At 70.8% G+C, this 24,095-nt stretch carries 23 protein-coding genes; 14 read left to right on the top strand and 9 right to left on the bottom strand.

The window, feature by feature from the left end:
• Nucleotides 1–46 precede the first annotated feature (46 nt).
• From ACIRQ7_RS04190 to ACIRQ7_RS04180, 3 genes are all read right to left on the bottom strand, one after another.
• A complete protein-coding gene (locus tag ACIRQ7_RS04190; protein WP_404259685.1) occupies nt 47–661 on the bottom strand; it encodes a dihydrofolate reductase family protein in 615 nt (204 codons plus the stop codon).
• Nucleotides 662–774: 113 nt separating this feature from the next.
• On the bottom strand, nt 775–1,371 hold the full coding sequence (locus ACIRQ7_RS04185; protein WP_404259684.1) for a Uma2 family endonuclease: 597 nt from the start codon (nt 1,369–1,371) through the stop codon (nt 775–777).
• Nucleotides 1,372–1,475: 104 nt separating this feature from the next.
• The gene (locus ACIRQ7_RS04180; protein WP_404259682.1) at nt 1,476–2,315 is read right to left on the bottom strand and encodes a hypothetical protein; all 840 of its coding nucleotides are present in this window, start codon (nt 2,313–2,315) and stop codon (nt 1,476–1,478) included.
• 189 nt (nt 2,316–2,504) lie between these two features.
• On the opposite strand from ACIRQ7_RS04180, the gene ACIRQ7_RS04175 reads away from it, so the two are divergent.
• The 6 genes from ACIRQ7_RS04175 to ACIRQ7_RS04150 all read left to right on the top strand — a co-directional run bounded on the left by ACIRQ7_RS04175 (nt 2,505) and on the right by ACIRQ7_RS04150 (nt 10,012).
• Nucleotides 2,505–4,013, top strand: a complete 1,509-nt coding sequence (locus ACIRQ7_RS04175; protein ID WP_404259680.1) for an aldehyde dehydrogenase family protein — start codon at nt 2,505–2,507, stop codon at nt 4,011–4,013.
• A 178-nt stretch (nt 4,014–4,191) separates the two neighbouring features.
• Nucleotides 4,192–5,769: a GMC family oxidoreductase gene (locus tag ACIRQ7_RS04170; protein ID WP_404259678.1), complete on the top strand. Its 1,578-nt coding sequence runs from the start codon at nt 4,192–4,194 to the stop codon at nt 5,767–5,769.
• Nucleotides 5,769–6,887, top strand: coding sequence for a glycine betaine/L-proline ABC transporter ATP-binding protein (locus tag ACIRQ7_RS04165; protein WP_404259676.1), 1,119 nt, complete (start codon nt 5,769–5,771; stop codon nt 6,885–6,887). The genes ACIRQ7_RS04170 and ACIRQ7_RS04165 overlap by 1 nt, the downstream gene beginning before the upstream one ends.
• Nucleotides 6,887–7,057 carry a hypothetical protein gene (locus ACIRQ7_RS04160; RefSeq protein ID WP_401462043.1) on the top strand — a complete coding sequence of 57 codons (171 nt, stop codon included), beginning with the start codon at nt 6,887–6,889 and terminating at the stop codon, nt 7,055–7,057. The genes ACIRQ7_RS04165 and ACIRQ7_RS04160 overlap by 1 nt, the downstream gene beginning before the upstream one ends.
• Entirely contained in the window at nt 7,054–9,045 is a 1,992-nt protein-coding gene (locus ACIRQ7_RS04155) for an ABC transporter permease (protein WP_404259674.1), read from the top strand. Before ACIRQ7_RS04160 ends, ACIRQ7_RS04155 begins: the two co-directional genes overlap by 4 nt.
• A 7-nt stretch (nt 9,046–9,052) precedes the next feature.
• Nucleotides 9,053–10,012: an ABC transporter substrate-binding protein gene (locus ACIRQ7_RS04150; protein ID WP_404260107.1), complete on the top strand. Its 960-nt coding sequence runs from the start codon at nt 9,053–9,055 to the stop codon at nt 10,010–10,012.
• 99 nt (nt 10,013–10,111) lie between these two features.
• Here the strand turns inward: ACIRQ7_RS04150 and ACIRQ7_RS04145 are convergent, their stop codons facing one another.
• Nucleotides 10,112–10,576: a hypothetical protein gene (locus tag ACIRQ7_RS04145; protein ID WP_404259672.1), complete on the bottom strand. Its 465-nt coding sequence runs from the start codon at nt 10,574–10,576 to the stop codon at nt 10,112–10,114.
• A 309-nt stretch (nt 10,577–10,885) separates the two neighbouring features.
• Here ACIRQ7_RS04145 and ACIRQ7_RS04140 point away from each other — a divergent pair, with 309 nt between their 5' ends.
• The 5 genes from ACIRQ7_RS04140 (at nt 10,886) to ACIRQ7_RS04120 (ending at nt 16,704) form a co-directional block, all read left to right on the top strand.
• Nucleotides 10,886–11,542, top strand: a complete 657-nt coding sequence (locus tag ACIRQ7_RS04140) for a hypothetical protein (protein ID WP_404259670.1) — start codon at nt 10,886–10,888, stop codon at nt 11,540–11,542.
• Nucleotides 11,543–11,814: 272 nt separating this feature from the next.
• Nucleotides 11,815–12,315: a phospholipase A2 gene (locus tag ACIRQ7_RS04135; protein WP_404259668.1), complete on the top strand. Its 501-nt coding sequence runs from the start codon at nt 11,815–11,817 to the stop codon at nt 12,313–12,315.
• 214 nt (nt 12,316–12,529) lie between these two features.
• Nucleotides 12,530–14,452, top strand: coding sequence for a histidine kinase (locus ACIRQ7_RS04130; RefSeq protein ID WP_404259666.1), 1,923 nt, complete (start codon nt 12,530–12,532; stop codon nt 14,450–14,452).
• An 80-nt stretch (nt 14,453–14,532) separates the two neighbouring features.
• Nucleotides 14,533–15,255 carry a response regulator gene (locus ACIRQ7_RS04125; protein ID WP_404259664.1) on the top strand — a complete coding sequence of 241 codons (723 nt, stop codon included), beginning with the start codon at nt 14,533–14,535 and terminating at the stop codon, nt 15,253–15,255.
• A 279-nt stretch (nt 15,256–15,534) separates the two neighbouring features.
• On the top strand, nt 15,535–16,704 hold the full coding sequence (locus tag ACIRQ7_RS04120) for a trypsin-like serine peptidase (RefSeq protein WP_404260105.1): 1,170 nt from the start codon (nt 15,535–15,537) through the stop codon (nt 16,702–16,704).
• A gap of 159 nt (nt 16,705–16,863) precedes the next feature.
• Here the strand turns inward: ACIRQ7_RS04120 and ACIRQ7_RS04115 are convergent, their stop codons facing one another.
• The 4 genes from ACIRQ7_RS04115 to ACIRQ7_RS04100 all read right to left on the bottom strand — a co-directional run bounded on the left by ACIRQ7_RS04115 (nt 16,864) and on the right by ACIRQ7_RS04100 (nt 19,859).
• Nucleotides 16,864–17,553, bottom strand: a complete 690-nt coding sequence (locus tag ACIRQ7_RS04115; protein ID WP_404259662.1) for a hypothetical protein — start codon at nt 17,551–17,553, stop codon at nt 16,864–16,866.
• Nucleotides 17,554–18,094: 541 nt separating this feature from the next.
• Nucleotides 18,095–18,868 (bottom strand): isocitrate lyase/phosphoenolpyruvate mutase family protein, encoded by a 774-nt coding sequence (locus tag ACIRQ7_RS04110; RefSeq protein ID WP_404259660.1) that lies wholly within the window; start codon nt 18,866–18,868, stop codon nt 18,095–18,097.
• Nucleotides 18,865–19,314 (bottom strand): carboxymuconolactone decarboxylase family protein, encoded by a 450-nt coding sequence (locus ACIRQ7_RS04105; protein ID WP_404259658.1) that lies wholly within the window; start codon nt 19,312–19,314, stop codon nt 18,865–18,867. Before ACIRQ7_RS04105 ends, ACIRQ7_RS04110 begins: the two co-directional genes overlap by 4 nt.
• Nucleotides 19,315–19,319: 5 nt before the next feature.
• Nucleotides 19,320–19,859 carry a carboxymuconolactone decarboxylase family protein gene (locus tag ACIRQ7_RS04100; protein WP_404259656.1) on the bottom strand — a complete coding sequence of 180 codons (540 nt, stop codon included), beginning with the start codon at nt 19,857–19,859 and terminating at the stop codon, nt 19,320–19,322.
• Between the two features lie 47 nt (nt 19,860–19,906).
• Here ACIRQ7_RS04100 and ACIRQ7_RS04095 point away from each other — a divergent pair, with 47 nt between their 5' ends.
• Entirely contained in the window at nt 19,907–21,334 is a 1,428-nt protein-coding gene (locus ACIRQ7_RS04095; protein WP_404259654.1) for a PLP-dependent aminotransferase family protein, read from the top strand.
• 52 nt (nt 21,335–21,386) lie between these two features.
• Here ACIRQ7_RS04095 and ACIRQ7_RS04090 read toward each other — a convergent pair whose 3' ends face one another.
• Nucleotides 21,387–21,962 (bottom strand): GNAT family N-acetyltransferase, encoded by a 576-nt coding sequence (locus ACIRQ7_RS04090; RefSeq protein WP_404259652.1) that lies wholly within the window; start codon nt 21,960–21,962, stop codon nt 21,387–21,389.
• Nucleotides 21,963–22,412: 450 nt separating this feature from the next.
• Between ACIRQ7_RS04090 and ACIRQ7_RS04085 the strand changes: the two genes are divergently transcribed.
• Together ACIRQ7_RS04085 and ACIRQ7_RS04080 are read left to right on the top strand one after the other, a co-directional pair.
• Nucleotides 22,413–22,784: a hypothetical protein gene (locus ACIRQ7_RS04085; protein WP_404259650.1), complete on the top strand. Its 372-nt coding sequence runs from the start codon at nt 22,413–22,415 to the stop codon at nt 22,782–22,784.
• A gap of 11 nt (nt 22,785–22,795) precedes the next feature.
• A complete protein-coding gene (locus tag ACIRQ7_RS04080; RefSeq protein ID WP_401462084.1) occupies nt 22,796–23,986 on the top strand; it encodes a glutathionylspermidine synthase family protein in 1,191 nt (396 codons plus the stop codon).
• The last annotated feature ends 109 nt before the right edge of the window (nt 23,987–24,095 follow it).

The raw sequence follows: 24,095 nt of genomic DNA, 5'->3' as shown, positions 1-24,095 counted from the left end.
CTTGCCGGGCCGCAGGGGACGGCCGCCCCGCGGCACCGGGCCACCGTCACGCCGTGTGCAGCCGCAGATGGGTCACGTCGGGGGAGGCGATCACCCGGGTCGCCTTCAGCTCGCGCAGCCCGGCCGGCAGCGTGTCGAAGAGCCGCACGCCCCCGCCGAGCAGCACCGGCACGAGGTGGATCTGCAAGGCGTCAAGCAGTCCGGCGCCGAGCAGTTGGTCGATCACCTGGGCGCCGCCCGGGACGGACACGTCCTTGCCGCCCGCCACCTCCTTCGCCCGCCGCAGTGCCTCCTCGACCCCCTCGGTGACGAAGTGGAAGGTGGTGCCGCCCTGCTTGACGAGATCCTCGGCCGGCCGGTGCGTCACCACGAACACCGGTGCGTGGAAGGGCGGTTCGTCGCCCCACGGCCCCTCGCCGCTGTCGAACATCCGGCGGCCCATCACCACGCTGCCGGTCCGCTCGACCGACTCGTGCACCACTTCCGCGTCGCGGTTCTGCTCGCCACCCGTCAGCCCGTGCGGCGCCCGCCAGCTGGCCAGGCCGTACACCCACTCGTGGAGCCGTTCGCCGTGGTCGCCCAGAGGGTTGTCGACCCCGTCGTCCGGCCCGGCGATGTAGCCGTCCAGGGACATCGAGATTTCCGCGAAAACCTGCGCCATGACCCACTCCTCGTCGGTGACGGCCGGTGGCGGCCGTGGACGCCGTTCGACGTCTTCCCATCATCGGGCCGACGGCCGCACCGGGCGACGCGAGCCGCTCCGGCGCGTACGGATCAGTCCCGGGGGAATTCCTCGGTCGCGAGGGTGATGCCGACGACGGTGTCCGTCAGGTCGATCGGCTCGCCGTAGGCGAGGGTGAGGTCGCTCTTGTAGTCGCCGTCCTGCGGGTGCGTGAAGACCCGGCAGCGGCCGAGGTAGGGGTCGGCGATGACGTAGACGGGGATCTCGGCGAGGGCGTAGGCGGCCTTCTTGGGGCCGTAGTCGTTCACGCCGGTGCCCTTGGAGACGACCTCGGCGATGAACTCGATGTCCTGGTGGCGCGGGCGGCCCTTTGTGGCGTCGTCGGAGAACTTGGCGACGTCCGGGGCGAATCCGTTGTCATCTCCGGGGAAATCGATCCGGATGTCCGATGTCACCCAGACATCCATGCCGCATTGGTCCTCCAGCGACCGGACGATCCGGCGGATGGTCTGCCAATGCACGTTGCGCTGCGGCGACATGAAAACGGTCCCCTCGACGATCTCGACCTTGTAGCCCTCGGGGACGGGCATCCGCTCCAGCCGCTCGAACAGTTCGTCCAAGCTCGGCTCGTTCCGCTCGGCCATCTCGTCGGTCTCGATCCTGTCGGTCCCATCGAGGCTGATGGTCATCGTGCCGCTCCTCCCCGCTGCACGCGTGGTGGTGCGGGCAGCCGCAGGGTTCAACGATACGTATGTACGACGGGTTACATGGGGAGCGGCGGCCCGCAGGCCCGTCAGCCCGTCACCGCGGCTTCGTCCGACGGGGAGCCCGGGGAGGCCTTCTTGACGCGGTTTTCCAGGACCGAGATGTCGAGGGTGTCGCCGGGGGCGGGGGTCTTGTCGGGGACCGGGGCGCCGTAATTGCTCAGCAGGATGGTGCCGGTCTGCTGGTCGGCCGCCGCGGTGAGCTTGAGGGGGTAGTGCTTGCCGTCGATGGCCACGTAGAGGGTCTGGGTGATGGGGCCGGACTTCTTGACGATGGGCAGTACCCGGCTGCCCTCGTGGACGGTCGGCTTGCCCTTGGTGAGGGCGGGCGCGGAGGCGGACGGGGAGGGGCTGCCGGACGGCCGCTCGGACGGGCCGGCGATCTGCTTCTGGAAGGCGCTCAGGTCGCAGGCGCCGGAGAGCTGCTTGAGGAAGGTGTCGTCGGTGGTGCCGTGCAGGTAGCGGCCCTCGTACTGCTTGGCGGCGTCGCTGCCCTCACTGCCGGGGAGCTGGCCCTTCCAGAAGGCGGCGTCCGGTTTCATCCAGACCTGCGGGCCGCGCTTGATGAGCTCGACGCGGCCCGCGGGTCCCTTGCTGATGGAGCCGGCGCAGTTGCTGTCGCGGTCGAGGCTGAGATCGAGCTTGGTGGGGTCGCCGCTGGTCTGGGTACGCAGCCGCAGTGAGGTCGCGCCGAGCAGCTCGTGGAGGGCGTCGTCGGAGATCTGCTGGGCGGATTTCTTCGCCAGGTCGCCCTCGCCGCCGTCGGGGTCGTCCGCGGCCGCGGCGCCCGTGCAGGAAGCCATGGCGAGCAGGGCTGCACCGCAGGTCAGGGCGGTGATCGCGGTTGTTGCGCGGTGCTTGCTGGTCATCTCGGCACCTCCGGCCCGCGGAAGGACATACAGCTCTTCACGGTACGTTCCGGGGCTTTCGACCGCACATTGAGTGAGTCGGCTCACTTTCCATGAACGTTTGGGCATAGGTGAGGGGCTATGGGGGAGGGTTCCCGGTTGCTGGTTGAACCAGTGGCAACAAATCGGTAAGCGGAAGGCAGAACAGACGTGGCGGCAATCGAGACCATTCACGTAGACGGGGAGTGGCTCCCCGCCTCATCCGGCGCCACGCGGGAGGTCCTGGACCCCGCCGACGCGACGACGCTCCAACTGGTGTCCGAGGGCGGCGCCGAGGACGCCGACGCGGCAGTCGCCGCCGCGAGCCGCGCCTTCGACGGCGGTGCCGGCGCCTGGCCCCGGACGGCCGTCGCCGAGCGCTCCGCGCTGCTGCGCCGGGTCGCCGACCTGCTGCAGCGCGACCGCGAGACCATCGCGCTGATCGAGAGCCAGGACACCGGCAAGACGCTGGAAGAGGGCCGGGTCGACGTCGACGATGTCACCAACGCCTTCCGGTACTTCGCCGACGCGGTGATGAACGAGAGCGGCGGCCGGGTCGTGGACGCCGGATCGCCCGAGGTGCACAGCATCGTCGTGCACGAGCCGGTCGGCGTCTGCGCGCTGATCACGCCGTGGAACTACCCGCTGCTGCAGGCCAGCTGGAAGGTCGCCCCGGCGATCGCGGCCGGCAACACCTTTGTGATCAAGCCCAGCGAGGTCACCCCGCTGTCGACCGTGCACCTGATCAAGCTGCTGGTGGAGGCCGGGCTGCCGGCCGGTGTCGCCAACATCGTCACCGGCGCGGGCGTGCCGGTGGGCCAGCGGCTGGCCGAGCACCCCGACGTGGACCTGTTCTCCTTCACCGGCGGCCTGGTCAGCGGGACGAAGGCCGGTGCGGCCGCGGTGTCCGGCGCGAAGAAGATCGCGCTGGAGCTGGGCGGCAAGAACCCCAACGTCGTCTTCGCCGACGCCTGCGCCACCGAAGAGGGCTTCGACACCGCCGTCGACCAGGCCCTGAACGCCGCGTTCATCCACAGCGGCCAGGTCTGCTCGGCCGGTGCCCGGCTGATCATCGAGGAGTCGGTGCGCGACCGCTTCGTCGCCGAGCTGGCCCGCCGCGCCGAGAAGATCAAGCTCGGCCGGGGCACCGAGGACGGCGTCGAGTGCGGTCCGCTGGTCTCGCAGCAGCAGCTGGAGAAGGTCGAGGCGTACGTCGCCTCGGCGCTCTCCGAGGGTGCCCAGCTGCGCTGCGGCGGCACCCGCCCCAAGCCGTCCGACGTACGGCCCGCCACCGGCTACTTCTACGCGCCGACCGTGCTGGACGGCTGCCACCGCGACATGAAGGTGGTCCGCGAGGAGACCTTCGGTCCGATCCTGACCGTGGAGACCTTCACCACCGAGGACGAGGCCGCAGCGCTCGCCAACGACACCGAATACGGCCTGGCCGGTGCCGTCTGGTCCGCCGACACGGCCCGTGCCCGGCGGGTCGCCGCCCGTCTGCGGCACGGCACCATCTGGATCAACGACTACCACCCCTACCTCCCGCAGGCGGAGTGGGGCGGCTTCGGCAAGTCGGGTATTGGTCGGGAATTGGGGCCCACGGGTCTGGACGAGTACCGCGAGAGCAAGCACATTTACGAGAACCTCCGGCCGGAGCCGGTTCGCTGGTTCGCCGGCTGACCCTTCCGGTCGGCTGCGGGCGGGTCGGTCCGGCCCGCCCGCAGCTCTGTGGGGATCCCCCCGTCCCCGCAGGTCAGCAGCACATCCCCGGATGTCCTGCCGTTCAGCAGTACCCGCCCGCACCCGTGGCACGCAGTACCGCAGCCGCTCACGCACTGTGCAAAAGGAGCACCACCCCATGCCCCCCTCTTCCCCTGCGCCCGACCCCTCCCGCACCGTCCAGGCCGACTACGTCGTCGTCGGCGGCGGTACCGCGGGCTCCGTGATCGCCTCCCGGCTCACCGAGGACCCGAACGTCAGCGTCGTCGTCATCGAGGGCGGCCCCAGCGACATCGACCGCGACGACGTGCTGACGCTGCGCCGGTGGCTCGGCCTCCTCGGCGGCGAGCTGGACTACGAGTACACGACCACGGAGCAGCCGCGCGGCAACTCGCACATCCTGCACAGCCGCGCCAAGGTCCTGGGCGGGTGCTCCTCGCACAACACCCTGATCGCCTTCAAGCCGCTGCCCTCGGACTGGGACGAGTGGGAGGAGTCGGGTGCCACCGGCTGGAACTCCACGACCATGGACCCGTACTTCGGCAAGCTGCGCAACAACGTCGTGCGGGTGGCGGAGAAGGACCAGAACCAGATCGCCACGGACTGGATCGAGGCCACCACGACCGCCCTCGGCGTGCCCGAGATCATCGGCTTCAACGACAAGCCCTTCGAGGAGGGCGTCGGCTTCCTCGACCTGGCGTACCACCCGGAGAACAACAAGCGCTCCTCCGCCTCCGTCGCCTACCTCCACCCCCACATGGAGGCCGGCGACCGCCCCAACCTGACGCTGATGCTGGAGACCTGGGCGTACCGGCTGGAGCTGGACGGCACCCGGGCCAAGGGCGTCCACGTCCGCACGAAGGACGGCGAGGAGGTCTACGTCGAGGCCGGCCGCGAGGTGCTGGTCTGCGCCGGCGCGGTGGACACGCCGCGGCTGCTGATGCACTCCGGCATCGGACCGAAGAAGGACCTTGAGGCGCTGGGCCTGCCTTGCGTGGTCGACCTTCCGGGCATCGGTGAGAACCTTCAGGACCACCCCGAGTCGGTCATCGTCTGGGAGACCGACGGGCCGATCCCGACCAACTCCGCGATGGACTCCGACGCGGTGCTGTTCGTCAAGCGGGACCCAGAACACAAGGGCCCCGACCTGATGTTCCACTTCTACCAGATCCCGTACACCGACCACCCCGAGCGGCTGGGCTACGAACGCCCCGAGCACGGCGTGTCGATGACCCCGAACATCCCCAAGTCCCGTGCCCGCGGCCGCCTTTACCTCACCTCGGCCGACCCCGAGGTCAAGCCCGCGCTGGACTTCAAGTACTTCGAGGACGAGGGCGACTACGACGGCCGGACGCTGGTCGACGGCATCAAGCTGGCCCGCAAGATCGCCCAGGCCGAGCCCTTCGCCAAGTGGCTCACGCGCGAGGTCTTCCCCGGCCCCGAGGTCACCGAGGACGAGGAGATCAGCGAGCTGGTGCGCAAGTGCGCGCACACCGTCTACCACCCGGCGGGCACCTGCAAGATGGGCGCCCCCGATGACGAACTCGCCGTCGTCGACCCGGAGTTGAAGATCCGGGGCATGCAGGGCATCCGCATCGCCGACGCCTCCGTCTTCCCGACCCTGCCCGCCGTGAACCCGATGCTCGGGGTCCTGATGGTGGGGGAGAAGTGCGCCGAAATGCTCGTCAAGCCCACGACTGCGGGAGGTGATGCGTAATGGCTACCGCCACTACCGACTCATCCGGTATATCCGAGCCCCGTCCCACCGCATCCACCGAGGGCGAGCGGGACGTCGTCTTCTCCGTACGCGGCCTGTGGAAGGTCTTCGGCCCGAAGGCCGATCGCATCCCCGACGACGCATCCCTCGAAGGCCTCTCCGGTGCCGAGGTGCGCGAGCGCACCGGCTGCACCCCGGCCGTGCGCGACGTCTCCTTCGACGTCCACAAGGGTGAATCCTTCGTCGTCATGGGCCTTTCCGGCTCCGGCAAGTCCACCCTCGTACGCTGCCTGACCCGGCTCATCGAGCCGACCGGCGGCACCCTGGAGATGGACGGCGAGGACGTCCGGGCCATGGACAAGGCCGCGCTGCGCGAGCTGCGCCGCAACCGCGCCTCCATGGTCTTCCAGCACTTCGGCCTGCTGCCGCACCGCACCGTCCTCGACAACGTCGCCTACGGCCTGGAGATCCAGGGCATGGGCAAGGCCGAACGCCGCGCCAAGGCCCAGGAGATGGTCGACAAGGTCGGCCTCGGCGGTCTCGAACTGCGCCGCCCCGGACAGCTGTCCGGCGGCCAGCAGCAGCGCGTCGGGCTCGCCCGTGCGCTCGCCGTGGACCCCGAAGTCCTGCTCTTCGACGAGCCGTTCAGCGCCCTCGACCCGCTGATCCGGCGCGATATGCAGGAGGAGGTCGTCCGCCTGCACCGCGAGGAGGGCCGGACGATGGTCTTCATCACCCACGACCTCTCCGAGGCACTGCTGCTGGGTGACCGCATCGCGCTGATGCGCGACGGCAAGGTCGTCCAGCTCGGCACCCCCGAGGAGATCGTCGGCTCCCCGGCCGACGAGTACGTCCGCGACTTCGTCCGCGACGTGCCGCGCGAGCAGGTGCTGACCGTGCGCCGGGCCATGCGCCCGGTCGAGGACGGCGAGGCCGACGAGGGTCCCGCGCTGAGCCCCGACACCCTGATCTCCGACGCCATCGAGGCGGTCGCCCGCTCCGGCGGTGCGGTCCGCATCGTCGACGACGGCCGCTGCCTGGGCATCGTCGACCACCAGTGCCTGCTGAACGTGGTCGCCCGGCTCGACAGCGAGCAGCACGGTGGGGTGGCTGCCTGATGTACGCCGCCACCACCCACCGCGGCGCTCTGCGTGCCGTCGCCTCCCGCGCTCCCGCCGCCACGCCCCGGGCCCGCCTGCGCGCCGCGCTGCTGCTCCGCTGGCGTGAGGCCCAGCGGTCCGCCGCGATGAATATGCCGGCCGGCACCGTGAAGCGGGGGCGCGCATGAGCACCGCCGCACCCACCACCTCGGCGCCAGGGGCGGTCGGCGCCACCGACCGGTCCGGCCCGCTGCAGGTGCTGCTGCGCCGCCGCGGCCTCGGCAAGCTCCTGCTGCTCGCCGTCGCCGCGGCCGTACTGGTGCCGATCGCCCACGCCACGTGGGCCTCCGGCGCCTGGCCGCGCGCCCTCACCGTCGACCTGACCGAGCCGCTCGGCGACGTCTACACATGGATCGTCGACCACCGCGACAGCCACCCGCTGTTCATCTACTTCTTCGGGCACATCTCCAACGGCATCGTGGAGTCCGTGCGCGCCGTCTATCTGGTGCTCCTCGCGGGCGGCTGGGCCGGTGTCGTCGCCGGGGCCGCCCTGGTCGCCTGGCGGGTCGCGGGTGTCCGGCTCGCGGTGCTCACGGCCGCCTCGTTCGGCCTGTGCGGGCTGCTCGGCATGTGGGTGCCGACGATGCAGACCCTTGCCCTGATGGTCGTCGCCGTGCTCGCCTCCGTCGTCCTTGGCATGCTGCTCGGGCTCGCCGCCGGGCTGAGCGACCGGACCTTCCGCATGCTGCGGCCGGTCCTCGACACCATGCAGGTCCTTCCCGCCTTCTCGTATCTGCTGCCCGTCGCCATGGTCTTCGGCATCGGTGTCCCCGCCGCGCTCATCGCGACCGTCATCTACGCGGCTCCGCCGATGGCCCGGCTCACCGCGCTCGGCCTGCGCGGCGCCGACGGCGGCGTGATGGAGGCCGTGACCTCGCTCGGCACCACTGCCCGCCAGCGCCTGTTCTCGGCCCGCCTGCCGCTGGCCCGCGAGGAACTCCTGCTCGGCCTCAACCAGACGATCATGATGGCCCTCTCGATGGCCGTCATCGCGTCGGTGATCGGCGGCGGCGGTCTCGGTGACCGCGTCTACCAGGCGCTCGGCTCCGTCGACGTCGGCGCGGCCCTCGCCGGCGGCCTCCCGATCGTGCTGCTCGCCGTGGTCCTCGACCGCGTCACCGGCGCGGCGGGGGAGCGCCTGGGTGCGCAGGCCGAGGACACCTCGGTGCTGCGCGGCGGGCGCGGCTGGTCCGTGGCCGCCGTCTCGACCGTCGTCGTCGCGCTCGCCTTCCGCTTCGCCGGCCGCCTCGAATGGCCGGACGGCTGGACGGTGAACATCGCCGAGCCGGTCAACACCGCCAAGGACTGGATGGTCGACCACGTCTACACCGGCGTGCCCGTCGTCGGCGGCACCGCCGACTGGTCCGCGCACTTCACCACCGGGGTCCTCAACCCGGTCCGCGACGGACTGCAGTGGATGCCCTGGTGGTCCGTGCTGCTCGTCGTCGCCACTCTTGCCTGGCTGATCGGCACCTGGAAGACCGCGCTCACCGCCGTCCTCGCGATGGGCGGGATCGGGGTGCTCGGCGTGTGGGACAAGTCCCTCGACACGCTGTCCCAGGTGATCGCCGCGGTCGCCGTCACCCTGATCGTCGGTTTCGCGATCGGCATCGCGGCGGCCCGCAGCTCGCGCGTGGAGCGGCTGCTGCGCCCGGTCCTCGACGTCCTGCAGACGATGCCGCAGTTCGTCTACCTGATCCCGGTCGTGGGCCTCTTCGCCATCGGCCGCGCCCCCGCGGCCGCCGCGGCCATCGCGTATGCGGTGCCCGCCGTCATCCGCATCACCACGCAGGGCCTGCGGGAGGTCAACCCGACGGCGATGGAGGCCTCGAAGTCCCTCGGCGCCACGAGTTGGCAGCAACTGCGCCAGGTCCAGCTCCCGCTGGCCCGTCCGACGCTCCTTCTCGCCGTCAACCAGGCGGTCGTCCTCGTCCTCGCCGTCGTCGTCATCGGCGGCATGGTCGGCGGTGGCTCGCTCGGTTACGACGTGCTGTACGGCATCGCCCAGAACGACCTCGGGGTGGGCCTGGTGGGCGGCATCGCCGTCGTCTGCCTCGGCCTGATGCTGGACAGGGTGACGCAGCCCACCGAACGCCGCGCGGAGAAGGGAGCCTGACATGCGAATGCGTACACGAGTGGTGAGCGCGCTCACCGCGGGCGGCGCCCTCCTCACCCTTTCCGGGTGCGGCGCCGCCGACATGACCAAGCAGGCATCCCCGTACGCGAACGTGGGGGGCGCCAAGACCGTGACGCTCTCCGTCCAGTCCTGGGTGGGTGCCCAGGCGGACGTCGCCGTCCCCGAGTACCTGCTCACGCACGAGCTGGGCTACCGGGTCGACAAGGTCCAGATCGACGAGGTCCCGGCCTGGGACGCGCTCAGCCAGGGCCGCGTGGACGCGATCATGGAGGACTGGGGCCACCCGGACCAGGAGAAGCTCTACATCAAGGACAAGAAGACGATCACGCCCGGCGGCGACCTCGGCGTCACGGGCCACATCGGCTGGTTCGTCCCCACGTACTTCGCGAAGAAGCACCCGGACGTCACCGACTGGAAGAACCTCAACAAGTACGCCGACCAGTTCCGCACCGCGGAGAGCGGCGGCCAGGGCCAGTTGATGGACGGCTCCCCGTCGTTCCTCACCAACGACAAGGCCCTCGTGAAGAACCTCGGCCTGGACTACCAGGTCGTCTTCGCGGGCTCCGAGGCGGCGCAGATCACCCAGATCAAGCAGTTCGCCAAGCAGCGGAAGCCGTTTTTGACGTACTGGTACAAGCCGCAGTGGCTCTTCGAGAAGGTGCCGATGACGGAGGTGAAGCTGCCCAAGTACAAGACGGGCTGCGACGCCGACCCGAAGAAGATCAAGTGCGAATACCCGCACACGCCGCTGCAGAAGTACCTCAACGCCGACTTCGCCAAGCACGGCGGCAAGGCGGCCCGGTTCCTGAAGAACTTCAAGTGGACCGAGGCCGACCAGAGCGAGGTCGCCCTCGACATCGCCGACAAGAAGATGTCCCCGCAGGACGCGGCGAAGAAGTGGGTCGAACGCCACAAGGCGAAGTGGCAGTCGTGGATCCCCAAGTAGGCGTCTCAGCCTGACGCGTGACGTCTGACGTGGAGAGGGGGTGCTCGCACGGTGTGCGGGCACCCCCTCTCGTTCGCTCCAACCAGCCGGGCGGGCAGGCTACTTGAGCTTGTGGCACGCCTTCTTGGCGACGTTTTTCCACTGCACGCAGACCAGCGTGCCCTTGCGGAACTTCGGCCCTACGGTGGCCCCCGCCTTGCCCCAGTCGACCTCGGCGGCATTGGCGCCGTGAATCGCGCGGGCCTTGCGCCAGCCCTGGCCGACGTGGGTCTTGCCGCCCGGCTGCTTGTACAGCCAGCGGGCCTTGCCCGCCTTGTACGGCGACCTGGCCGTCTGGACGTAGTTCAGGCCGCGCTTGGCGGAGCCCTTCTTGTTCCAGTAGAAGAAGGAGGCCGAGTAGGCGCAGGTCCGGCCGCTCTGCTTGACGCAGCGGACCTCTTGGTGCTTGCTGACCTTCGCGGCCGCGGCCTGGGCCCCGGTCTGGGCGTGGGCCGGCGCCGCGGTCGTGACGGCGAGTGCGGCGGTGGCGCCGATGAGGAGTGCCTTCCCCGTTTGCTTCAACACGTGCTGATTACCTCCAGCGGGCAGTGCCTGTCCGTTTCCCTCAACTCCCGCAGAGGGTAGGTCAGCTGATCGCTCGTCGGCATCGTACGAAGGGGCAATGCGAAGGAGCGGCGGAAGCGTCCCCTGTACTGCACCTTTGGACAATGGCGGCGCCTGATCGGTCGCCCCTACGGTGAGCGCTGTTCGTTCCCGACCTGTTAACGGAACAACGAGTCAGGCAACAGGAGATGCTCCATGCGACTTACCCACCGTGCGGGCCTATCGGTCTGTGCGTTCGCAGCCGGTGCTGCGGTCCTCACCCCCATGGCAGTGAGCTCACCGGCTGAGGCGGCGGAGCGCGCCCCTTCCGCGAAGAGCGCCCCCGCCGCCGGTGACGGTGTGCAGATCAAGGGTGACGGCTTCCACTCCAAGAAGGGGTCGACGCGCTGCGCCCGGAAGGGCCAGACCGCGCACATCTTGGTCACGGCCGCCGGGGAGGCCCGGGTCAGCTGGAAGGTTCCGGGCGGCAAACTGCACAGCCGGCACTACAGCTTCACTCTCGACGGCGTGGAGACCCACCCCATTCCCACCTGGCACAAGGGGGTGAAGTGGAAGGTGACCAGTACGTACGGGCGGACCAAGGACAACCTCACCAAGGTCTACGCGTACTGCAGCACGGACGGCCGTGCCAAGAAGACGTGGAAGACGAAGGTCACCGCGAAGAGGTCCGGCACCAAGAGCTGTGGCGCCGGCCAGCAGGTCATGATCAACGACTTTGCGATGGGGCACGTCCGGCACAAGTTCAAGTACCTGAAGAAGGGCTCGAAGCTGCACGTCCACGACCTCTCCCGGCAGGGCTACCTGCTCGGCCGTCACTACACACCGACCGGGCTGCGCAAGGTGAAGTGGGTCGCCAACGCCCACGAGGGGCCGTACCAGAACGGCGGCAAGATCAAGAAGATCAAGGTCACCTGCGTGAAGTACTGAGGCTCCGCGGAGTCTCTCCGATCTCCTTGATCCCATGACGCGGCGGTGCCGGGCGGCCCTGGAGGGGCGCCCGGCACCGCCGCGCTGTCCGTCGCGGCACGAGCGACGGGGTGCTCCGCCCGGCCGGAGCCCGGTGACATTGCCCTGACGGACACCTCCCCAAGAGACGATGGTGGTGCCGCAGACCGTGTCCGATGATGTTTTCGACCCCCTGACAGCGCCGCATTCCGCAGGCGCTGTCAGGGCTACGGAGAACAGAAAACGGGGACGAAATGATCATCAAGCGCAGTACTTTCGCGTCGGTCGCGGCAGCCGGCGTTCTTCTCGCGGGGTCGGGTGCGGCCGTCGCCGCCGACGGCGCCGCCACGGCGAAAGCCGGCCCGAGCAAGCAGGCCAAGTACCAGCGGCTCCACCAGCTGACCCGCTCCACCACGACGAGCGTCAAGGACTGGCGTCAGACGCGCGAACTCGCCCACTCCGGGGTCGACCGGTGGGCATTCATCTGGAGCACCGACGGGTGCACGAAGCTCGCGGACAAGCCTGGCGGCTTCAACTTCAAATTGTCATGTGCACGGCATGACTTCGGATACCGCAACTACAAGAAAATGATGGGAAAGACGGCCTTCCGGCATTCGAAGCACGAGAGGCGCATAGACAAGGCCTTCCTGTTCGACATGAACAAGCAGTGCGCCGTGCAGCCGCACAAGACGGACGCGGAGCGCCAGAAGTGCCGGAAGACCGCCAAGAAGTACTACGACCGGGTCAGCGGCTGACGCTGTCCTGCCCCTGGAATCACGGCAGCTGATCCGTGATCTCCCGCGGCGCCGCCGTCGCGCGGCGCCGCGGGCGGGTCCCGAACGGTCCCCCTCGGACCTCCCTCGGGTCCCCCTCGATACCCCTCCGGTATCCCTTTGGGCATACGGCCAGCGCCCCGGCTCGTTCTCAGGGTGCACGGCGGGCGCCGATCCCGTGCCGATAATCGAGGGCATGCCCTCACTGCCACCGCCCGATCCGCACGGCGATCCCCGGAAATCCCCCACCGGGGGACTGCGTTGGTTCACCGTCGCCGCGGAAGGGGCCGTGGCGGTCCTCTACCTCGCGGCCGCCGCCTCGGGCAGCATCGGATTCTTCGACTCCCTGCCCTCCGTGCTCAAAGCCACCCTGGTCTTCGCCGCCGTCGCCCTGCTGCTGCTCCGGCGGAAACTGCCCCTCATGGCGCTGCTCGGCCTCGCCGCCATCGCCGGCGCGCTGCCGACCGCGGGCCTGCTGACCGCCGCCGTCGCCTACACCGCGGCCCGCCGCGTGGAAGCCCCCCGGCAGCGCGTCGGCCTGCTGCTCACCGCGGCCGGCCTGCCCCTCCTCATCAGCATCCTCGGCACCCTCCTCACCGACTACGGCGGCTGGGTGGCCGGTTTCGCGCTCGGCGCCGTCGTCGCCGGTGCCGGTGTGGCCATCCCCGGGCTGGTCGGCACCTCGGCCGGCCAGCAGGAACGCCTCCTTAGGGCGCTGCGCGACCGCGCCGCGAGCGCCGAGGAGGCCCGCCGGCTCGCCGACGACGCCTCCCGCGTCGAGGAGCGCTCACGGATCGCCGCCGAGATGCACGACCTCGTCGGCCACCGCCTGAGCCTGATCTCGCTGCACACCGGCGGACTGGAAATGGCCCTCGCCACCAAGGCCCCCGAACTCAAGGACGACGCCGCACAGATCCGCCTCGCCACCCGCGGCGCGATGCAGGAACTACGCGAAGTCCTGGGCGTCCTGGGCCCGTTGGGCCGCGACACCGGAACCGAGGCGCTCACCGACGCGACCGGCACCCGCCCCGACATCGAGGCGCTCGCCGAGGAATCCCGGGCCGCCGGCATCCCCGTCACCTTCACCTGGCGCGGCCCCGACCTCGACACCCTGGAGCCCCGCGTACGCCGCGCCGTGCACCGCGTCGTCCGCGAATCCCTTACCAACGTCCACCGCTACGCCACCGGCGCGGCCGTCGAACTGACCGTCACCCACACCGCCCCCCACGCCTCCGACCGCACGGGCGACGGCATCACCGAGCACACCGGCGAACCCACCGGCGACCACGCCGCCGACCGCATCACCGTCCGCGTCCGCAACGGCGCCCCGCCCACCTCACCCGAGGCCACCACCGGCCTCGGCACCGGCCGCGGCCTCACCGGCCTGCGCGAACGCCTCCGCCTGCTCGGCGGCGAACTGCACACCGGCCCCACCCTCGTACGTGGCTTCCTCGTCGAGGCGACCCTCCCCAGCCGCCCGCACACCCCCACCCCTCCCGACGGCGCCGGCGCCGGTCCGCCGCGCACCACCGGCCCGGCCACAGCCGCGCCCCGCGCCTCCCGTGCGCTGCGCCAACTGCCGGGCGCGGCGGCCGCCTTGCTGGGCCTCGCCGGGGTCGGTGCCATGCTGTTCTTCGGCCTGGCGATGGTGGAGAGCTCCCGCACCGTCGCGGAGAGCACCCCGGACCGCACCGTCCGTACGGGCATGACCAAGGAGAGGGTCCGCATGGCGGCCGGCTCCGAAAGCGACCTGGCCAGGGCCGCCGCCACGGGCCGCGAACCGTCCCGCCCACCCGGCACCGACTGCTACTTCCCGTTCGAGACCGAAACCGTGCCCGAGACCGGGACCGAAACCGTGCCAGAGACCGGGACCGAAACCGTGCCAGAGACCGGGACCGAAACCGTGCCCGAGACCGGGACCGAAACCGTGCCCGAGACCGGGACCGAAACCGGACGCGGACCCGGTACCGACACCATGGCCAGCGGCCACCGCATACGGCTCACCCGCTACTGCTTCCGCGACGGCGTCCTGGTCGACATCGCCAGGTTCACGGTGCCGCTGGCTCCGGAGACGGAGGGCCCGGTGCCGCCGTCGACCCCGCCGCCACACACCCCGTAGCCCCCGCCGCCAAAGGCCCTGTAGCCTCCGCCGGCCCCGCCCGTTCCCGCACCGCACCCGTACGGAGGAGACCGACCCCGATGACCGCCGAGCGGCAACCCCTCGAAGTCACCACCTCGCTGCCTCCCACCCCGCGCATCCGTGTCCTCCTCGCCGACGACGAGGAGATGATCCGGCACGGCGTCCGGCTGATCCTCCGGCACGCCGAGGACATCGACGTCGTCGCCGAGGCCGCCAACGGCGCCGAAGCCGTCGACGCGGCCGCCGCACAACCCGTCGACGTCGCCCTCATCGACATCCGCATGCCCGTCCTCGACGGCCTCGCCGCCATCGAGCAGCTGGTGCGGCTGAGGCCGAAGCCGCAGGTCGTCATGCTCACCACCTTCGGCGACGAGGAGAACGTCACCCGCGCCCTGCAGGCCGGTGCCAGTGGCTTCCTGCTCAAGGACGAAGGCCCGCAGGAACTCATCAACGCCGTACGCGCCGCGGCCGCCGGTGACGCCGTCCTCTCGCCCGGCGTCACCGGCCATGTCGTCAAGCGCATGCTGCAGGGCGGCGGCGCCCGCATCGGCTCGTCCTTCACCGCCCACGCCCCCGACCAGCGGCTGTCCGGCCTCACCGACCGCGAACGCGAGGTCCTGGCCATGCTCGGCGCGGGCCTGCCCAACCTGGAGATCGGCCGCCGCCTGGACATCGGCCTCGGCACGGTCAAGACCCACGTGGGCCGCATCCTGGAGAAGACGGGCACGGACAGCCGCGTCCAGGCGGCCCTGCTGGCCCACCGGGCGGGGCTGATGGGGTAACAGGGCCCTCGCCGGCGGGAGGGACGGCTCACGCACCCGGCCCGGCCCCCTCCCCTTCCTCCTCCCGGACCTGGTGGTCGAGCCGGTGCGGGGTGGCGGCATAGTAGAGCGCGGCCTCGACAGCGGCCATGACAAGAACGCACCGCATCACACCGGCCACATCACACCGGCCACATCACACCAGCGACACCGGACCGGCCACACCGGACCGGCCACACCACAACAGCGACATCGCAGCACGCACCAGGGGGACTCCGCTCCATGCCATCCATGCCATCCATGCCGTCGATCCGGCGTACCACCGTCGCGGCCGCGGCACTGGCCTCGCTGCTCGCGGTCACCGCCACCGCCTGCGGCCCCAGCGACGACAACGCCAAGGCCTCGTCCGGCAGTTCGGCCGCGGCCGACCGGAAAGCCTCGAAGGACGACGGCCTCAAGCTTCCCCAGGGCATGCCGACCAGCATCGACGACCTGAAGAAGTGGAAGGACGGCGGCTGGCAGAACTGGGACAAGTGGGCGCGCAAGGCCTCCGACTTCGCCAACCCGATCATCAAGGACCACTGGAAGACGGACCGGATGGCGAAGGCCAAGGCCGCCCCGGACCTGAAGGTGAAGGCCACCGGCGCGGGCAGCGCCGCCGCGACCGACCCGGACCCGCGCCCGGTCAGGGCCCAGGAAGTCGCGCGCCCGTACCACCGCAACATGGCCCCCATCGGCAAGATCTTCTTCGAGAGCCCCAAGGGGCCGATGGTCTGCTCGGGCACGATCGTCGAGGACCCCGCACACCCGGGCAAGTCCAATCTGGTGTGGACCGCCGGGCACTGCGTGCACTCCGGCAAGCGGGGCGGCTGGATGCGCAACATCGCCTTCGTCCCGTCGTACAACGACAACGGCGCAGCGATGAACCAGGTCAACAACCTGCCCTCGCAGCAGCAGACCCCGTACGGCCGCTTCTGGGCGGACTGGGTCACCACGTCCGGTGAGTGGATGAACATGGGCAGCCAGGAGACCGGCAACGGCGGCTCCGCGTACGACTTCGCCGTGCTGCACGTGAAGCCGGAGCGCGGCGGCGGCAAGTCCCTGGAGGAGACCGTCGGCGCGGCCGTCCCGGTCTGGTTCGGCGCCCCCTCCGCCGAGGGACTCAGCTCCCTCAAGGCCATCGGCTACCCGGCAGCGCCCCCGTACGACGGCGCCCGCATGATGAGCTGCCTCGACCGCCCCAACCGCCTCACCATGGAACAGGGCACCCCGACCATGGACCGCATCGGCTGCACCATGACCGGCGGCACCTCGGGCGGCGGCTGGTTCGCCAACCGCGGCGGCGAACTCACCCTCGTCTCCAACTCCTCCATCAGCGGCGGCAACCAGACCTGGCTCGCCGGCCCCCACCTGGGCCCCGAGGCGAAGCGGGTCTTCGACGGCATCAGCCAGAAGTTCGCGGGGGAGTAGAGAGCCACTGGCTCACCTGAGCCCGAGGGATTCCGGTTCACCTGAGCCCGCTGTGATCGGTACGGAGGAGGGGCGGCCCATGGGGGCCGCCCCTCCTCCGCTTTGCTTTCCTTCCCCGTGCCCCGCCGGGACCCGTCACGCCCCCCGGTCCCCGGTGCCTCAGGTGAGGGGCTTCCGGGATTCGGCACGGACCTTCTCTGCCGTGTTGGCGAATTCCTGGAGGTCGATGGAATTCGGGTCCTGGTCCGGGTGTGCGCCGTCAACCTCGGTGACGATGAGGGTCGTACTGGAATCCGCCCAGGCGCAGAAGGGGGCGGTGATCTTCTGGCCGGCCTCGCTCTTCACGACTACGCCGCACGTCAGCTCGTCGGGGCCGCCGACCGGCAGGAACTTCTTTTCCGGGACGGCCAGTTCGGCAGAGGGTGAACCGGTCATCCCGTCAATCATGTGGTCGACGCTCTCGTCGGGATCGTCGATCGTCCCGTATCCGCCGAGCATCGTCAGCGACTTGAGGCCTTCGGTGTACTGGCCGCCCGCCGAATGGATGTCGTGGGCGTTCGCTCCGTCATGCGGGATCTGGGATTCGGCCATCTGCGATATGTCTTTGGCGAGTGTGTAATTGCCGTCGACGAGCGACCGTGGAACGGTGATCCGGTACTTCGGGCCGGCGCTGACCTTCGGGCTTCCGCCCGCGCTGAACGCTGCTGCCGCTACCGTCCCGATCACCAGAACGGCGACGATCGCGCCGATGATTCCCCATATCTTGCCGGTGTTCTTCTTCGGGGGCGGCGGCATTCCCGGGCCGCCCCAGCCGTAGGTGCCGGGCTGTTGTTGCGCCCCGTAAGGCACTTGTTGTCCATAGGCGGGCAGGCCTGGCGGAGGCTGGGTGCCCGGAAACTGCTGGGGATATTGCGGAAACCCGCCTGGCGGACCGTGCTGGGGTGCGCCCGGTGCGATGCCCTGGCCGGGAGCGCCTCCGAATCCGTGGTGCGGTTGCTCAGGCGTGGTCATTTCCTGCTCCTTGCTGGGCCGGCACCCTGCTGCGGGCGAGGGGATTCGAGGCGCCCTGCTGATATCGGTGGAGGTGCTGCTGCCGGGCGATTCTCCCTCACGAGTTGCCACCTTCAGGCAGGGGGCGCACCGTTCGCTGCGGAACTCGGCCCGTATCGCCGATATCCGGACCACCGGCCCCGGCCTTGATTCCGGGTGCGGTGGAGTGCGGTACGGCGCTGGTGCGGTGTCGCGCATGGCGGCGCGATGTCCTTGCCTGCACACGGAATTGCCCCAGCGACCGCGTGAGCGGTCCTGGGGCGTGGCCGGACTTCGAAGGGGCGAGGGGCGAGGGTCGGCGACAGGGCGAGGCACTTAAGGCCGGCGCGCACTCTTGCGCCTACTCCCCACCCCCCTCCCGCAGTTGCTCGGCGAGGTTCGTCACCGCTGCCATGGCCTGGTGGTGCAGGCCGGGGCCGAAGGTGATGCGGGTGGCGCCCAGGGTGCCCAGTTCGCGGGGGGAGGGGCCGTTCCCTGTGGCCAGGGCGTTGACGGGGAGGCCGATGCCGGCGGCGAGTTCGGCCAGGAGGGTGGGCGGGGCGAGGATCGGGTAGACGCAGTCGGCGCCGGCTTCCGCGTACAGCCGGCCGCGTCGTACGGCCTCCTCGGTGCCTTCGATGCCGCGTAGGTACGTGTCGATGCGGGCGTTGATCACCAGGGTGTCGCCCGCGGCGGCGCGTACCTCTGCCAGCCAGTCGGCCTGTTCCTGCGGGTCGCGGAGGGCGCCGGAGGCGTCGCTGTCCTCCAGGTTGCAGCCGACGGCGCCGGTGTCCGCGAGCCGGGCCACCAACTCCTTCGCGGTCAGGCCGTATCCGGCCTCCACGTCCGCCGATACGGGGATGCCGGGCACCGCGCGGACGATGCGGGCGATGGCGGCGAACATCTCGTCCGGGGGCGTCTCGCCGTCCTCGTGGCCCAGGGATGCCGCGATGGCCGCGCTGGGTGTGGCGAGGGCCGGGAAGCCCGCGTCGGCGAAGGCCTTGGCGGAGGCGGCGTCCCAGGGGCCGGGGAGGACCAGCGGCCGTTCCGGGCTCCGGTCGTGGTGCAGGGCACGGAGTGCGGCCGCAGCGGTCGGTGCCGGAGTGGGCGGCGGTGTCGGGGTCGGAGGGGTCACGGAAGCTCTCCCGGGGGCATGCGGAGGGTGGCGTTGATGCGGTTCCAGTTGTTGATGGCGACGATCACGGAGAGGAGGTGGGCGAGCTCGGTCTCCGTGAAGTGTGCCGCGGCGTGCGCGTAGACCTCGTCGGGTACGAAGCCGTCGGTGAGGACGGTGACGGCCTCGGTCAGGGCCAGGGCCGCCCGCTCACGCTGGGTGAAGTGGTCCGTCGCCTCCTCCCAGGCGTTCAGCAGCGCGATCCGTTCCGGGCTCTCGCCCGCCTCGCGGAGGTTCCTGGCGTGCATGTCGATGCAGAACGCGCAGTGGTTGAGCTGCGAGGCGCGCAGGACGACGAGTTCGGCCAGATTCGGATCGCCCAGGCCCTCCTTCGCCGCCATGGTGAGCTTCAGCTGTGCCTGGAAGACCTCGCGGGACATCGTCCCGGGCTTCATTCGCGGGGCCATCGTGCTCACACCCGCCCCGGGGCCATACGGGTGGTCACGCCGAAGCGGTTCCAGGCGTTGATGGTGGTGATCAGGGCGATCAGCTGGGACAGCTCGGGGTCCTCGAAGTGGGCGGCGGCGCGGTCGTAGACGGCGTCGGGCACGAAGCCGTCGGTGAGGACGGTGACGGCTTCGGTGAGGGCGAGAGCGGCCTGTTCCTTCTCGGCGTAGTGGCCGGCCGCCTCCTCCCAGGCGCTGAGGAGGTAGATCCGCTCCTCGGTCTCGCCGTTCTTACGGGCGTCCTTGATGTGCATGTCGAGGCAGAACGCGCAGCGGTTGAGCTGCGACGCGCGGACCTTGACCAGCTCGGCCAGCGTCGGGTCGATGTTCTTCCGGGCCGCGACGTCCAGCGTGACCATGGCCTTGTAGACCTCGGGGGCGAGCTTCGCCCAGTACATCCGGGGGCCGTGGGCGTGCGGGTGGCCCCCTCCAGGAGCCGCCTGCGCCGCCTGCGTCTCCTGCGTTGCTTGTGTTGCCTGCGTGGTCTGTGGTGCTTGTGCCGTCATGGGTATGACGCTACGGCGCCAGTGGCACAGCTGTATGGTCCACTTCCATGGACAATTCGTGGGCCACTTTCGGGCGGGACCTGCACCTGGACCTCACGGCTCCCGGCGGCCTGCGCGCCGCGCTCATGAGCGCGCTGCGCGACGCCGTACGCACCGGCCGACTGGCCCCCGGTACGCGGCTGCCCTCCTCCCGCTCGCTCGCCGCCGACCTCGGCATCGCCCGGAACACCGTCGCCGACGCGTACGCGGAACTCGTCGCCGAGGGCTGGCTCAGTGCCCGCCAGGGGTCCGGCACCCGCGTCGCCGAGCGGACCCTGCCGCGCGAGGCCCCGGCAGCCCCGCGCACCCGCAGCCGCGGCCCGGCCCGCGACCCGGCAGGCCCGCGCCACGACCTCACCCCCGGCACCTCCGACGTCGCGTCCTTCCCGCGCACCGCCTGGCTGGCCGCCGCCCGCCGCGCGCTGACCGCCGCCCCCAACGAGGCCTTCGGCTTCACCCTCCCGGCCGGCCGCCCCGAACTCCGCACGGTCCTCGCCGACTATCTGGCCCGCGCCCGCGGCGTACGCGCCGACCCGGACCGCATCGTCATCTGTGCCGGCTTCATGCAGGGGCTCGCGCTGGTCAGCCGGGTGCTGCGCGCGGAGGGCGAGGGGCGGGTCGCCGTGGAGTCGTACGGTCTCGATTTCCACCGCGACGTCATCACCCGCGCCGGGCTGCGCACGGTCCCCCTGCCGGTGGACGAACTCGGCGCGGATACCGGGGCGTTGGCCGGCCTCGACGGCGTGCGCGCGGCGCTGCTCACCCCGGCCCATCAGTTCCCGACCGGCGTCCCGCTGCACCCCGACCGCCGTGCCGCGGCCGTCAACTGGGCGCGTGCCAGCGGCGGTTACATCCTGGAGGACGACTACGACGGCGAGTTGCGCTACGACCGCCAGCCGGTCGGCGCGCTCCAGGGGCTGGACCCGGACCACGTCGTCTACCTGGGCACCGCGAGCAAGAGCCTCGCCCCCGGGCTGCGGCTCGCGTGGATGGTGCTGCCGGACCGGCTCGTCGACCCGGTGCTGGCGCTCAAAGCCACCGGCGAATGGCAGTCCGGGGTCCTGGACCAGCTCACCCTCGCCGAATTCATGTCCTCGGGCGCCTACGACCGGCACTTGCGCGGCATGCGGCTGCGCTACCGCCGCCGCCGCGACCAGCTGGTGGCCGCGCTCGCCGAACGCGCCCCGCACATCCATGTCTCAGGCATCGCCGCCGGTCTGCACGTCATCGTCGAACTCCCGCCGGGCACCGAGCAGTCCATGGTCCAGGCCGCCCGCTGGCACGGCCTGGCGGTGCACGGCCTGAAGTCCTTCACCGATCCGACCGCCGACACGGTCCCCCGCGACGCCCTCGTCGTCGGGTACGGCACCCCGCCCGACCACTCCTTCGCGGGCGTCCTGGACGCGCTGCTGGCGGCGCTGCCCGGGAACGGATAGCCCACGGGGGGAGTGCGCCGCACCCGCCGGCGCCTACGGCTCCCGTCCGCCCCTACAGCTCCCGTACGAACGACACCCGGTCCAGCCCCGGACCGTCGTAGTCCCGGTGGACCGGGAGGCCGTCGAGGGTGTGATCGCCCGGCTCCATACGGAAGCCCATGCGGGTGTGGTACGCGACGGAGTTGAGGTTGGTGGGGCTGGTGATGCAGCGGACGTGGGTACGGCCGGCCGCGCGTGCCGCGGCGAAGAAGTGGCCGTAGAGCGCGCTGCCCAGGCCGGTGCGCCGCTCCTCGGGATGCACGCCGACGAAGTGGATGTAGGCCGTGCCGGGCTCGGACTGGGAGAGGAAGCCGACGAGGAAGGCCCGCAGAGTCCGGTCCGCCCGCTCGACGAGAAAGCTCGTGCCGGTGAAGTGCTGGAGGAACAACCGCGGTACCAGAAGGCGGCGTTGAAGCGCGCCCGCCTCACCCCCGAGGCCGCCCCACCAGTCGCCGAGCGCCACCTGGAGACCCGGGTGGTCGGACGCCACGGGGTGACGCACGATGCTGCCGCCGGGCAGTTCCGCGATCGGGTCCGGTCGCGCGCAGCGGTCGGGGTGCGGGCCGTGCGTCGAGTGGTGCTCCGTCATGGACTGTCCCTTCGGTGACCGACGCCCGCCCGGTGGCGGCAGTCGGCCTTCCTGGCCGTAGCGACCGGGCGGTGGGCCGAGGCGTCGCTGCTCTCTCGCTCGCACCGATCAGATCACGGACCTTGTCCGGACGGCGGCTACACCCTGCGCTGACCGTGCCGCGGCAGCGCAAGGACCACCGCAAACGCACCAACGGGCGGGTGGATGGGATGCCTTGACCTCAGCGGTTCGGCAAGCGCCGGGCCCGGGGGCGGCCCCCCGCCGCGGGTGTGCAGACCGTCCCAAGGAGCACGAACCGACTCCAGGGCCTCTCTTCGGGCGGAGTCGGAATCGTCCGCCGACCCGTTGCGGGGCGCGTGCGGCCGCCCCCTAGGCTGGCGTCGTTCAGACAGGCGTGCGGCGTCGATACGCGCACGGGCACGGTACTTCGGGTACGGGGGAAGGCGAACGATGGCGGAGAAGGCGCGACGGCGGCTGCGGTCGAGCACGGTGATTCTGGGCGGGATGGGGGCGCTGGCCGCCGCTCTGACGTCCTGCGGCTCCGAGCCCGACAAGCGGTGCGTGGACCGCAACAGCTACGACACGCTCAAGGGGTATCGCATCGTCGACTCCAAGAACTGCTCGTCCGGCGCCACCACCGGCAGCGGCGGTTACGGCAAGGGCGGCGGCCGCGGCGGCTCGAAGGGGAAGCAGTCCGTCGACGGCAAGTGGTACTACGGCCCGGAGAACGCCGGCGGGCGGTATGCGGACAGCGGGACGTTCAGCAAGAGCCAGGCCGTCGACCGCGGCGGCTTCGGCTGCTCGGGCACCGGCGGCGGCTGAGGCCGGCCGCGATGCAGCGCCACACTCTCACCCCCCGCCCCGGCTGGCAGCAGACCGTGGAAGCGCAGGGGCTGATCTACCCGCTCACCCGCTATCCGGACGACTCGCTGCGGCCCTACTGGGACGAGAGCGCCTACTACTCCTTCACGCTGCCCGAGGTCGAGGCGCTGGAGGACGTCGTCGAGGAACTGCACGGGATGTGCCTGGCCGCGGCCGCGCACATCGTCGAGCAGAACCGCTTCGCCGACCTCGGTATCGACGATCCGCGGCTGGCGCGGCTGGTCGCCGAGTCCTGGCGCCGGCGGGACGAACTGCCGTCCCTGTACGGGCGGTTCGACCTGCATTACGACGGCAGTGGTCCGGCGAAGATGCTGGAGTACAACGCCGATACGCCGACGTCGCTGGTCGAGGCGGCGAGCCCGCAGTGGTTCTGGATGGAGGACCGGTTCCCCGGCGCCGACCAGTGGAATTCGCTCCACGAGCGGCTGGTCGCCGCCTGGAAGCGGCAGGCCCCGTTGCTGCCGCCGGGCGCCCCGCTGCACTTCGCGCACTCGGCGGGTGACGAGCTGGGCGAGGACCTGATGACCGTCGCCTATCTGGAGGAGACGGCGCAGCAGGCGGGGCTGGAGACGGTCGCCCTGTCCGTGGAGGACATCGGCTGGGACCGTCTCTCGGGCCGCTTCGTCGACCAGCGGCTCCGCTTCATCCGGGCCTGTTTCAAGCTCTACCCGTGGGAGTGGCTGGCCACCGACGACTTCGGCCCGCACGTCCTGGACACCCTCGACAACGGCGGCGGTACGGGCTCCACGCTCTGGGTGGAGCCGGCCTGGAAGATGCTGCTCTCCAACAAGGCGCTGCTGGCGGTCCTCTGGGAGCTCTACCCCGGCCATCCGAATCTGCTGCCCGCCTACCTCGACGGGCCGCGTGAGCTGGCCCGGACCCGCGGCTATGTCGCCAAGCCGCTGCTGGGACGGGAGGGCGCCGGTGTCACGCTGCACGAACCGGGTGCCGAACCCGTCCTCCGGAGTGCCGAAGACCCGTGCTGCTACCAGGAGTTGGCGCCGCTGCCGGACTTCGACGGCAACCGTGTGGTGCTCGGCGCGTGGGTCGTGGAGGACGAGGCGGCGGGGCTCGGCATCCGCGAGTCGGCGGGCCCGGTCACGGACGAGTACGCCCGCTTCCTGCCACATGTGATTCTCTGAGCGGGCGACTCTTCGGGCGGTGGGTGACTCCTTGAGGGAGTGACTCCGTGCCCGAGCGGGGGCGGGGGCGGCGAAAGGCCGCGCCGGGGCCGTGATCCGTACGCTCGCG

Origin of the sequence: Streptomyces sp. NPDC101393 (genome assembly GCF_044767385.1) — a bacterium.
Classification (GTDB): Bacteria; Actinomycetota; Actinomycetes; order Streptomycetales; family Streptomycetaceae; genus Streptomyces.
Note: the sequence above shows the minus strand (reverse complement) of the source record. Positions and strands in the feature narration are given on the sequence as shown.